Genomic DNA, 11826 nt, shown 5'->3' with positions numbered 1-11826 from the left:
AAATCATAAAAACAGCTTTTCTTTGTTTTAAAAATAAGCTTTATTTTTCTTTATATATGTTAGAATCATGTGACAAGAAAAATAAAATTTCAATAAATTAAGAGGAGAAGAAAGTGAAGCTCATACTCATAGGATCTTCAACAGGTGGTCCTAATCAGCTTAAATTTCTTTTAAAGGATATTGATGTAAAAAATACTTGTGTAGTTATAGCTCAGCACATGAGTGCCAGTTTTATTCCATCTTTTGTGGGGCAATTTAATAAAGAAGCTTTTAGTGAAGTGTGCTTATTGAACGATAAAGAGATATTAAGCAATAAAATTTATATTTGCCCTAAAAATACTATTTTATCTGGAAATTTAAATATTGTAGCCGCTTGGCAAGATGTGGCTTCAAGCTTTAAACCGAGTGTGGATTTACTTTTTCATTCCGCTGTTTCTTTGGCAAAAACAAATAAAATACTTGCTATTATTTTAACGGGCATGGGAGATGATGGCGCAAAAGGTTTATTTGAGCTTTATAAAACAGGAGTTAGATGTTTATGTGAGAATGAAGCAGATAGCGTCGTTTATGGTATGCCAAAAAGAGCAAAAGATATGAATCCGCATTTAAAACCTATGAGCTTAAAAGAAATTAAAAAAGAAATTGTAAATTTTATTGATCAGGATTAATAAAAGGAAAATTGCATGGAAAAAAAAATAACTCCTAGCGAATTGGAACTTAATGAATTTATAAAAATTATCAACGAAATGAGTGGTATTGATTTAACCGATAAAAAAAATATACTAGCTTTAAAGTTGAATAAATTTCTTGAAGGAACTAATACTAAAAATTTTTCCGAATTTTTGGGAAAATTAAAAAGCAATAGACAACTTAAACAAGAAACTTTAGATTTTGTAACCATAGGTGAAACTTATTTTTTAAGAGAATTGGCTCAATTGAAAGAAATAATTTATTATGCCAAAAGCTTAGAAAAGAGAGTAAATATCCTAAGCGCCCCTTGTTCAAGTGGAGAAGAAGTATATTCTTTGGCATTATTGGCTGCACAGAATTTTATTAAAGATATGTATATTTTAGGCGTTGATATTAATTCAAGTGTGATTGAAAAAGCAAAACTTGGAAAATATCAAGGAAGAACTTTACAGCGATTGAGCGAGAGTGAAAAAAGAAGGTTTTTTTTAGAAAGCGAAGATAAATTTTATACTATTAATAAAAATGAGCTTTGTACTTGTAAATTTGAACTTTGCAATGTTTTTGAAGAAAAATTTTCAAGATTGGGAAAATTTGATATTATAGCTTCTAGAAATATGATTATTTATTTTGATCATGAATCAAAACTAAAACTTATGGAGAGGTTTCATAGAATTTTAAATGATAAAGGAAGGCTTTATGTTGGCAATGCTGATTTAATTCCAGAGACTATTTATTTTAAAAAGATTTTCTCTCCAAGAGGTGTTTACTATGAAAAAGTATAAATTCTAAAAATTACTAAAAGTTACACTTTGGAAATTTATTAGTAAAAATAAGTTACATTTTGAAGTAGTTTTCTTTATTTAATGATAAAATAATTTTAATTAATTTTATATTTAGTTAAAAATAAAGGAAAAAACTTGATTGAATTAAAAAATGTAAACAAATACTACGGAACTCATCATGTTCTAAAGAATATTAATCTTTCTGTTAAAGAAGGTGAGAAGCTTGTTATTATAGGTCCAAGTGGAAGTGGAAAAAGTACAACTATCCGTTGCATGAATGGGCTTGAAGAAGTTAGTTCAGGCGAGGTCGTAGTTAACAATCTTGTTTTAAATCATAAAAATAAAATTGAAATTTGTCGAAAATATTGTGCAATGGTTTTTCAGCATTTTAATTTATATCCACATATGACGGTTTTGCAAAATTTGACCTTAGCTCCAATGAAACTTCAAAAAAAATCTAAAAAAGAAGCTGAAGAAACAGCTTTTAAGTATTTAAAAGTTGTAGGTTTGCTGGGTAAAGCAAATGTTTATCCAGCAACCCTTTCAGGTGGACAACAACAACGCGTTGCTATAGCAAGATCACTTTGTACTAAAAAACCCTATATTTTATTTGATGAACCTACTTCAGCCCTTGATCCAGAAACCATACAAGAGGTTTTAGATGTAATGAAAGAAATTTCACATCAAAGCAATACTACCATGGTAGTTGTTACACACGAAATGGGTTTTGCAAAAGAAGTAGCAGATAGGATTATTTTTATGGAAGATGGTGCTATTGTGGAAGAAAATATTCCTAGTGAATTTTTCTCAAATCCAAAAACTGAAAGAGCGCGACTCTTTTTAGGGAAAATTCTTAAAAATTAACCAAAATTGAAAGGAGAAAAAATGGTTTTTAGAAAATCTTTGTTAAAGTTGGCAGTTTTTGCTCTAGGTGCTTGTGTTGCATTTAGCAATGCTAATGCAGCAGAAGGTAAGCTTGAGTCTATTAAATCTAAAGGACAATTAATAGTTGGTGTTAAAAATGATGTTCCGCATTATGCTTTACTTGATCAAGCAACAGGTGAAATTAAAGGTTTCGAAGTAGATGTTGCCAAATTGCTAGCTAAAAGTATATTGGGTGATGATAAAAAAATAAAACTAGTTGCAGTTAATGCTAAAACAAGAGGCCCTTTGCTTGATAATGGTAGTGTAGATGCAGTGATAGCAACTTTTACTATTACTCCAGAGAGAAAAAGAATTTATAATTTCTCAGAACCTTATTATCAAGATGCTATAGGGCTTTTGGTTTTAAAAGAAAAAAAATATAAATCTTTAGCTGATATGAAAGGTGCAAATATTGGAGTGGCTCAAGCTGCAACTACAAAAAAAGCTATAGGTGAAGCTGCTAAAAAAATTGGCATTGATGTTAAATTTAGTGAATTTCCTGATTATCCAAGTATAAAAGCTGCTTTAGATGCTAAAAGAGTTGATGCGTTTTCTGTAGACAAATCAATATTGTTAGGTTATGTGGATGATAAAAGTGAAATTTTGCCAGATGGTTTTGAACCACAAAGTTATGGTATTGTAACCAAAAAAGATGATCCAGCTTTTGCAAAATATGTTGATGATTTTGTAAAAGAACATAAAAATGAAATTGATGCTTTAGCGAAAAAATGGGGTTTATAATATGAATGAAAGTGTAGGTTTTGTTGAACATTTAAGACAAATTCTTACTTCTTGGGGTTTATATGATGAAAATAGTATAAGCCCTTTTGCGGTATGGAAATTTTTAGATGCTTTGGATAATAAAGATGCTTTTATTAATGGTTTTATTTATACTTTAGAAGTAAGCATTCTTGCTTTGCTTATAGCTACAATTTTTGGAACTATAGGCGGAGTTATGGCTACAAGTAGATTTAAAATTATCAGAGCCTACACTAGAATTTACGTAGAGCTTTTTCAAAATGTTCCTTTGGTAATACAAATTTTCTTTTTGTTTTATGCCTTACCTGTTTTAGGTATAAGGCTTGATATATTTACTATTGGTGTATTGGGTGTTGGGGCGTATCACGGAGCTTATGTAAGCGAGGTGGTTAGAAGTGGAATTTTGGCTGTGCCAAGAGGTCAGTTTGAAGCTTCTGCGTCTCAAGGGTTTACTTATATTCAACAAATGCGTTATATTATAGTACCTCAAACCATTAGAATTATTTTACCGCCGATGACAAATCAAATGGTAAATTTAATTAAAAATACCTCTGTATTGCTTATTGTAGGTGGAGCTGAGTTAATGCATTCTGCTGATAGTTATGCAGCTGATTATGGAAATTATGCGCCGGCTTATATATTTGCAGCGGTTTTATATTTTATAATTTGCTATCCTTTGGCTTATTTTGCAAAAGCTTATGAAAATAAATTAAAAAAAGCACATTTAACGAGATAAAGGGTTGTTAATGGAAAATGTTTTTAATGCACAAAATATTGAATTTTTAATGCAAGGTTTATTTCTGACATTAAAAATAGCCTTAGCAACTTGTATTATTTCGATTGTTTTTGGAACTTTTTTAGCTATAACTAAAAATTATGGGGATAGATTAAGTAAATTTTTAGCAGCTTGCTATATAGATATTTTTAGAAACACTCCTTTATTATTATGGATGCTTGCAGCTTGTTTTGTTCTACCTGTATTTTTTGGACAATTTCCTCAAGCTTTTTGGGGTACTATAGGATTTTCACTTTATACGAGTTCGGTTATGGCTGAAATTATTAGAGGTGGATTAAATTCTATACCAAAAGGTCAGTTTGAAGCAGCTTATTCTCAAGGTTTTGGTAAATTTTTTACTCTTTTTTATATTATTTTACCACAAACTTTTAGAAAAATAATACCTGCTTTATTATCTCAAATTGTAACCACTGTAAAGGATACAGCTTATTTAGCGGGTTTAGGTATAGCTGAACTTACTTATAATTCAAAAACTATATTGGCAAAACTAACAAGTTTTGAAGAAATTTTAGCGATGATAGGTGTTGTTGCGGGAATTTATTTTATAATATGTTTTTCACTTTCTATGTTGGTAAGATATTATGCCAAAAAGACAGCTTACATTTCTTAAAAAAGCTTATATTTTTATATAAGCTTTTTAAATTTACAGCAGTTTTTAACATTTTTTTTATTAAAATCTTTTGTATTAATTCATAATTTTATTGATTAAGGTTTTTTATGCGAGGTTATAAAATTTTTTCAGGCTCAGCTAATGTCGAATTTGCAAGACAAGTTTCTAAATATCTCTCCCTGCCTTTAAGTGATGCTGGAGTAAAGCGGTTTAGTGATGGAGAGATTAGTGTTCAAATTGATGAGAGTGTACGCGGAAAGGATGTTTTTATTATTCAAAGTACTTGCGCTCCTACAAACGATAATTTAATGGAACTTTTAATTCTTACAGATGCTTTGCGTCGCTCAAGTGCAAATTCAATTACGGCTATTATCCCATATTTTGGCTATGCGAGACAAGATAGAAAAGCAAATCCTAGAGTGCCAATTACTGCTAAACTTGTGGCTAATTTGATTCAAGCAGCTGGGATTGATCGCGTAGCTACGATAGATTTGCATGCAGGACAAATTCAGGGTTTTTTTGATATTCCAGTAGATAATCTTTATGGAAGTATAGTTTTTAATGATTACATTAAAGCCAAACATTTTAAAAATGCTATTATAGGAAGTCCAGATATAGGGGGTGTTGCAAGAGCTAGGAGTGTTGCAAAGCATTTAGGACTTGATATAGTTATAGTTGATAAGCGTCGTGAAAAAGCCAATGAAAGTGAAGTAATGAATATTATTGGAGATGTAAAAGATAAAGAAGTTATCTTAGTGGATGATATTATTGATACTGCTGGCACTATAGTTAAAGCCGCGGAAGCTTTAAAAGAAAAAGGTGCAAAATCTGTTATGGCTTGCTGTACTCATGCAGTTTTAAGTGGAAAAGCCTATGAGAGAATAGCAAGTGGAGTTTTAGATGAGCTTGTGGTAACAGATACTATACCTTTAAAAGAGCAATTACCAAATATTAAAGTATTAAGCGTTACACCTGTTTTTGCTGAAGTAATACGTCGTGTTTATCATAACGAAAGTGTAAATTCTCTCTTTATTTAGATTAAAAAAGCTTAAAGATTATTTTTAAGCTTTTCATTTTTATGCTACTTAAAGAAACAAAAAACATATATTTTTTTAAAAATGTGAAAAAACTAAACATCTTTCTATATAATTTAATCTATAAATCTGCTATTCTTTAAAAATATTTTATTTTCTTAGGAGAAATATGACTCAGTTAAGTACTAAAATTTTATGGTTGTTTGTTGCAACTTTAGGCGCTATTTGTTTTGGTTGTTTAGCTTTACAAAATGGCGAAAGTGTATCAGCGATTTATTTGGTGGTTGCTGCTGTATGTATTTATATGATAGGATATAGATTTTATGGGCGTTTTGTAGCTTATAAGGTTTTAGAACTTGATAAAAATCGTGCAACACCAGCACTTGTAGAAAATGATGGGCGTGATTTTGTGCCTACAAATAAAGCTGTATTATTTGGACATCATTTTGCTGCTATTGCAGGAGCAGGTCCATTAGTAGGACCTATCTTGGCCGCTCAAATGGGATATTTGCCTTCTATGCTTTGGATTTTAGTAGGAGGAGTTTTAGCGGGTGCTGTGCATGATTTTGTTGTTCTTTTTATATCTACTCGTAGAAAAGGTAGAAGTCTTGGCGAGATGATTAAGGATGAGATGGGTAAATTTACAGGTGGAGTTGCTATGGTGGCGATTTTTGGCATTATGCTTATTATTATTGCCATTTTAGCTATGGTGGTTGTAAAAGCTTTAGCAGAATCTCCATGGGGTTTATTTACTATCGCAATGACTATTCCTATAGCAATATTTATGGGCATTTATATGCGTTTTATCCGTCCAGGTAGAGTAGGGGAGGCTTCTATAATAGGTTTTGTGCTTTTAATTTTGGCTATTCATTATGGTAGCGTTATAGCTGCTGATCCTTATTGGGCTAAAATATTTACTTTAGAAGCTCCAACTTTGGCAATTGTTATGATGGCTTATGGTTTTATTGCTTCTGTTTTACCTGTGTGGTTTTTACTTGCTCCAAGAGATTATCTTTCAACTTTTTTGAAAATCGGTGTTATTGTGGTAATGGCTGTAGCTATTGTTTTGGTTGCTCCTGATTTACAAATGCCAAAAGCAAATACTCAGTATTTTGATGGAACAGGTCCAGTATTTGCAGGTGGAGTGTTTCCATTTTTATTTATTACCATTGCTTGTGGTGCGATCAGTGGTTTTCATGCTTTGATTTCTAGTGGAACTACTCCTAAAATGCTTGAAAACGAAACTCATACTTTGGCTGTTGGATATGGCTCTATGCTTGCTGAGAGTGCTGTGGCGATTATGGCTTTAATTTGTGCTTGTATTTTACATCCAGGTCTTTATTTTGCTATAAATTCAAGCTCTGCTTTGATAGGAACAGATGTTGTAAATGTAGCACAAACTATTTCAAGTTGGGGATTTAGTATTGCTCCTGAAGAAATTACTACTTTAACCACAAATATAGGAGAGCATACTATACTTTCAAGAACAGGGGGAGCCCCGACTTTTGCTATAGGTGTAGCTTTGATCTTGCATGAACTTTTTGGCGGCGTGGATTTGATGGCTTTTTGGTATCATTTTGCTATATTGTTTGAAGCTTTATTTATTTTAACAGCGGTGGATGCTGGGACAAGGGCTTGTCGTTTTATGGTGCAAGATATATTGGGTAATGTTTATAAACCTTTAGGAGATATTCATAATTATCCAGCTGGACTTTTGGCTACGGCTTTAAGTGTTGCAGGTTGGGGATATTTTCTTTATCAAGGCGCCATTGATCCTAAGGGAGGAATTTATACACTTTGGCCTCTTTTTGGCGTGAGCAATCAAATGCTTGCGGGTATGGCTTTGCTTCTTGCTACAACTATACTTGTAAAAATGGGCAAGGCAAGATATACTTGGGTTACTTTAGTACCTGCGGTATTTGTCTTAGTGGCAACTCTGTATGGAGGAATTCAAAAAATTATGCCTTATGAAGAAGGCAATAAAATAGCAAATGCGGTAAGTCATGTAGCCGCCGTTAGCATACAAAGTCAAAAAATTAAAGATTTAGAATTTAAATTAAATAATACTAAAGATGAAAAAGAAATTTCTACAATTAGAAAAGAAATTTCAATAGCCACTCAAAATAAAGTTGGAAATTTACTTAATGCAATTCTTTGTGTGTTCTTTATGATAGCTACCTTGCTTGTTATAATTTCTTGTATAGGAATTTGTTTAGGTAAAATTAAAATTCCTCTTAAAGAAACTAAGTATATTAAGATTGATGAATTTCAAAAAATTTAAATATTATTATGAAAAAGCCGAAAGGTTTTTTCATCCCTTGGTGGGACTTTCTAGTTATGATAAGTATTTAGAACACATGAAACAAAAACATCCAGGAAAAATTCCAAAAACCAGAGGGGAATTTTTCAAAGAATGTCTAGATAAAAAATACAATAGTGGCGGTTTAAATAAATGCTGATAAGCTTAAAGGATAAAGTTTTATCATACAAAATAAGCTTTAAGCATTTAAAAAGCCATGAATTCTTTTAAGTTCTTCACTAATAGGCTTTTTCTTTCCATCTCTTGTAACACTTACATAAGTTACTAAAGCCGAAGTTACATTAATGCAAGAAGTACAACCTTGAGAATCCACTCTTTGAGCTGTGACTTCTACTTCAACGCTGATTGAAGTGTTGCCCACATTTACAACTTTAGAGTAACAAGAAATTATATCTCCTATAAAAACAGGTTCTTTAAAAACTACTTTATCCATAGAGATGGTTACAACGCGTTCAGGAGAAAGTTCTCTTGCTGCGATAGCTCCTGCTAAATCGATTTGTGAAAGTATCCATCCGCCAAAAATATTTCCCGCTGGATTTGTGTCACTTGGCATGGCTACAATTTTTAATTTTGGTTCTCCCATATCTCTCATTTTTACTCCTTATTTTAAAAAATGAATTATAATTAAAAAAGTTAAAAAGGAGAATAAAAGTATGAATAATTTTAAAGAAATAGCTAAATTGGTTAGAAAATACAAAGAAAGAAATAATGCGTTATATGAGTTTTTAGACAAAGAAGATGTGGGCGAGTATTTTAGATCTTTGATTTCTTTAAGTGAGTTAAAACAAGATACAACAACTATGCTAGCCATACTTAGGCGTTTGGTTGATTTAAAAGAAGAAAATTTAGTTCAAGAATGGAAAAAAAACAACTTTAAGGAAGATAAGATTATAGAGTTAAAACATAAGTTCTATGAAGAGATTAGAAAGTTTTATGAAAAAGAACATCAAAATTTAATTAATGAAATAAAAGAGAAAAAACTTTTAAATAATTTTTATCTGTCCTTAATACAAGGAGTGCATAATATAGGTTTAATTATGAATATTTTTGAAATTTCTTGGACTAAAGAAATTATAGAAAAAAATAACAAAATTTTATCTACTCAATTTCCAAATTTAGATGATGCAATGGAATTTTTACGTAAAAATCATTTATATCAAAAAACTCCAGAAGGAGAAATTTGTGAGCGAAGCTATGGTGTTTTAGTTAGAATAGGAAATTTATGGAAATTTGTTCCTTATGCGAGATTTTTCGAGAATGAAATTTTAAAATTAGAATTTGCTTTTGAAAATATGATTGATCAGCTTAAAATATTTGCTAGCAACGAAGAGGAAAAAGCTTATATAGAATATTTTGAAAAATTAAAATTGGCATTTTGTGAAAAAGATGAAGATAGAGTTATAAAAGCTTGGCAAGAAGCTGAATTTGCTTGGATGAAAGTAAAATCACCTTTACAAGTGGGACATCCTTTAGAATATTATGAAGATAATTATACTCATGCGGTGGCATTAGAATGGGATATAAGAATAGAAGATGAGAATGATTTTGATGTTTTGAAATTTGGTAATGAAATTAAGGAAAGTTTTGAACATGTTTATAAAAATATAGGACTTGAAGATTGTGAATTAGAAAAAGAAGTTTTATCTAATATAGAAAAAACTCAACTTTATATTTGTACTCCGATGATATTTTATGGTGCTGAACTTAAAGGTTTATTCTCAGCTCAAGTCGTTCCAAATGATGAGTTTGTAAGTTCTAAGGCGGGCAAAAAAATATTTGCCTTTATAAATTTTGTATATGAAAATGCTAAAACAAAGCCTTTTATGAAAATTTCTAGCGAGATTTTTGATAAAGAATTTTTGGATTTTGGAAGAAATATTTTATTTTATCAGGAAAAAATTTGGAAAAGGGTTTATGAAGTATCAACTATAGGCCATGAATTTGGTCATATATTTTTTATTGCTAATGATACCGAAAAAACAATGAATCAGAATGGTTTTTTTAAAAATATAGAAGAATATAAAGCTACTACAGGTGGACTTATAAATTTCTTTTATCATGAACAAGATGACTTGATAATGCCTGTTTTTCATGAACTTATAAAAAGAGCTATTGGACTTATTTCTTGGCAAAGGGTTGATGAAGTTAGACCTTATTATACAGAAGCACTTATTCATCTTAGCTTGCTTTTTGAAAGCGAAGTATTGATTTTTGAAAATAATAATTTGAAGATAAATTTTGATTTAGGGCATTATGAAAAATTTAAAGAACTAACTTTAAAAAATTATCATGAATTGGCAAAACACTATGCTTTAAGACTTGATGCAAAAGAGTTTTTAAGTAGATTTTGTGAAATTGAAGATAATATTTTTCTTCCTATTATGTCTAAGTGTAAAGAATTTGTTAAATTTTATTATGATTTATACGAGAAAATTGGCAATGAAATTGATAATAGCGGAGAATTTGAAAGATATAAGAAAAAATAATAAAGTTTTTTGAAAAAAACTTAAAAAAAGCTGTTTTTTACTTGATATTGTTTTTTAAATATGCTAAAATTAGGCGTTTCAATTAAAACAAAGGAGCTTTTATGACTAAAGCAGATTTCATTTCATTAGTTGCTCAAACAGCTGGGCTAACAAAAAAAGACGCTACTACTGCTACTGATGCAGTTATTTCTACTATTACTGATGTTTTAGCTAAAGGTGATAGCATCAGTTTTATTGGTTTTGGTACTTTTTCAACTCAAGAAAGAGCTGCTAGAGAAGCTAGAGTACCAAGCACAGGAAAAACAATCAAAGTTCCTGCTACAAGAGTTGCAAAATTTAAGGTAGGTAAAAACCTTAAAGAAGCTGTTGCAAAAGCAAGCGGCAAAAAGAAAAAATAAGACTTCGGCTAGATAAATTCTAGCCTTCTTTCTTAATTAATTCAGATATTTTGTATCTTTTATTTACTTTATTTTTTTAAACTTTTATAAAACTATCATTATTAAACAAAAAAGGATATTAAAATTATGAAAGTACATGAAAAAGTAAGTGAGCTTATAGGAAATACTCCTATTATACATTTGAAAAAATTTGGTATCAATGTTTTTGCTAAATGTGAATTTTTAAATCCTAGTCATTCTATAAAAGATAGAGCAGCTTTTGAAATGATTAAAGATGCTTTAGATAGTAAAAAAATTAATCAAGATACTACAATAGTTGAAGCAACTAGTGGAAATACTGGAATTTCTTTGGCTATGATTTGTGCAGATTTGGGACTTAAATTTATTGCTGTAATGCCTGAATCTATGAGTTTAGAAAGAAGAAAAATGATAACACTCTTTGGCGCTAGGTTAGAATTAACTCCTGCAAATTTAGGAATGAAAGGAGCGGTTGATAAAGCAAATGAAATATTATTAAATACTCCAAATTCTTTTATGGTTTCTCAATTTGAAAATATTTCAAATAAAAATGCGCATCGCAAGAATACGGCTTTAGAAATTTTAAGAGATTTGGATAATGAACTTGATATTTTTGTAGCTGGTTTTGGAACTGGCGGTACTATTAGTGGAGTTGGGGAAATACTAAAAGAAAAATTAGAAAAAGTGCATATTGTTGGAGTCGAGCCTCTAAATTCTCCATTGCTTAGCAAAGGTGAAGCGGGAAGCCATAAAATACAAGGAATAGGGGCGAATTTTATACCTGCTATTTTAAATAAAGAAGTTATAGATCAAGTGATCACAGTAAGTAATGAAGATGCTATAAATACAGCCAAAGAACTTGCCAAAAGTGGTTTAATGGTAGGTATATCAAGTGGAGCAAATGTATTTGCCGCAAGTATGCTAGCAAAGAAATTTCCAGATAAAAGAATTTTAACTATGCTAAACGATACGGCTGAAAGATACCTCTCAACTGATCTTTTTGCTTAAG

Annotated in this window: 13 protein-coding genes; 12 read left to right on the top strand and 1 reads right to left on the bottom strand. The window is 30.5% G+C overall.

Annotation, left to right across the window (positions count from 1 at the left end):
- The first annotated feature begins 113 nt into the window (after nucleotides 1-113).
- The 9 genes from FBF22_RS04460 (at nucleotide 114) to kcuS (ending at nucleotide 8054) form a co-directional block, all read left to right on the top strand.
- Nucleotides 114-668 (top strand): chemotaxis protein CheB, encoded by a 555-nt coding sequence (locus FBF22_RS04460; RefSeq protein ID WP_002853263.1) that lies wholly within the window; start codon nucleotides 114-116, stop codon nucleotides 666-668.
- A 15-nt stretch (nucleotides 669-683) separates the two neighbouring features.
- Nucleotides 684-1472, top strand: a complete 789-nt coding sequence (locus tag FBF22_RS04455) for a CheR family methyltransferase (RefSeq protein WP_002853285.1) — start codon at nucleotides 684-686, stop codon at nucleotides 1470-1472.
- Nucleotides 1473-1607: 135 nt separating this feature from the next.
- Nucleotides 1608-2336 carry an amino acid ABC transporter ATP-binding protein gene (locus FBF22_RS04450; RefSeq protein ID WP_052777659.1) on the top strand — a complete coding sequence of 243 codons (729 nt, stop codon included), beginning with the start codon at nucleotides 1608-1610 and terminating at the stop codon, nucleotides 2334-2336.
- A 21-nt stretch (nucleotides 2337-2357) separates the two neighbouring features.
- Nucleotides 2358-3137, top strand: a complete 780-nt coding sequence (gene peb1A, locus FBF22_RS04445; protein ID WP_165432993.1) for a bifunctional adhesin/ABC transporter aspartate/glutamate-binding protein PEB1a — start codon at nucleotides 2358-2360, stop codon at nucleotides 3135-3137.
- A gap of 1 nt (nucleotide 3138) precedes the next feature.
- Nucleotides 3139-3891, top strand: coding sequence for an amino acid ABC transporter permease (locus FBF22_RS04440; protein WP_002853332.1), 753 nt, complete (start codon nucleotides 3139-3141; stop codon nucleotides 3889-3891).
- A gap of 10 nt (nucleotides 3892-3901) precedes the next feature.
- Nucleotides 3902-4561 carry an amino acid ABC transporter permease gene (locus tag FBF22_RS04435; RefSeq protein WP_002853290.1) on the top strand — a complete coding sequence of 220 codons (660 nt, stop codon included), beginning with the start codon at nucleotides 3902-3904 and terminating at the stop codon, nucleotides 4559-4561.
- A gap of 107 nt (nucleotides 4562-4668) precedes the next feature.
- Nucleotides 4669-5598 carry a ribose-phosphate pyrophosphokinase gene (locus tag FBF22_RS04430; protein WP_002853293.1) on the top strand — a complete coding sequence of 310 codons (930 nt, stop codon included), beginning with the start codon at nucleotides 4669-4671 and terminating at the stop codon, nucleotides 5596-5598.
- A gap of 166 nt (nucleotides 5599-5764) precedes the next feature.
- A complete protein-coding gene (locus tag FBF22_RS04425; protein WP_165433268.1) occupies nucleotides 5765-7876 on the top strand; it encodes a carbon starvation CstA family protein in 2112 nt (703 codons plus the stop codon).
- Complete coding sequence (gene kcuS, locus FBF22_RS04420) at nucleotides 7857-8054, top strand: KCU-star family selenoprotein (protein ID WP_002867452.1); 198 nt, start codon at nucleotides 7857-7859, stop codon at nucleotides 8052-8054. The genes FBF22_RS04425 and kcuS overlap by 20 nt, the downstream gene beginning before the upstream one ends.
- A 39-nt stretch (nucleotides 8055-8093) precedes the next feature.
- Here kcuS and FBF22_RS04415 read toward each other — a convergent pair whose 3' ends face one another.
- A complete protein-coding gene (locus FBF22_RS04415) occupies nucleotides 8094-8507 on the bottom strand; it encodes an acyl-CoA thioesterase (RefSeq protein WP_002853544.1) in 414 nt (137 codons plus the stop codon).
- A 61-nt stretch (nucleotides 8508-8568) separates the two neighbouring features.
- Here FBF22_RS04415 and ciaB point away from each other — a divergent pair, with 61 nt between their 5' ends.
- The 3 genes from ciaB (at nucleotide 8569) to cysM (ending at nucleotide 11825) form a co-directional block, all read left to right on the top strand.
- Entirely contained in the window at nucleotides 8569-10401 is a 1833-nt protein-coding gene (ciaB, locus tag FBF22_RS04410; protein WP_002885584.1) for an invasion protein CiaB, read from the top strand.
- A 101-nt stretch (nucleotides 10402-10502) separates the two neighbouring features.
- A complete protein-coding gene (locus FBF22_RS04405) occupies nucleotides 10503-10799 on the top strand; it encodes an HU family DNA-binding protein (protein ID WP_002859562.1) in 297 nt (98 codons plus the stop codon).
- Between the two features lie 126 nt (nucleotides 10800-10925).
- A complete protein-coding gene (gene cysM / locus FBF22_RS04400; protein WP_002860543.1) occupies nucleotides 10926-11825 on the top strand; it encodes a cysteine synthase B in 900 nt (299 codons plus the stop codon).
- Nucleotide 11826: the final 1 nt, after the last annotated feature.

Source organism: Campylobacter sp. CFSAN093260, from assembly GCF_012890095.1.
Lineage (GTDB): Bacteria > Campylobacterota > Campylobacteria > Campylobacterales > Campylobacteraceae > Campylobacter_D > Campylobacter_D jejuni.
This window is presented reverse-complemented; position numbering and strand designations above follow the sequence as displayed.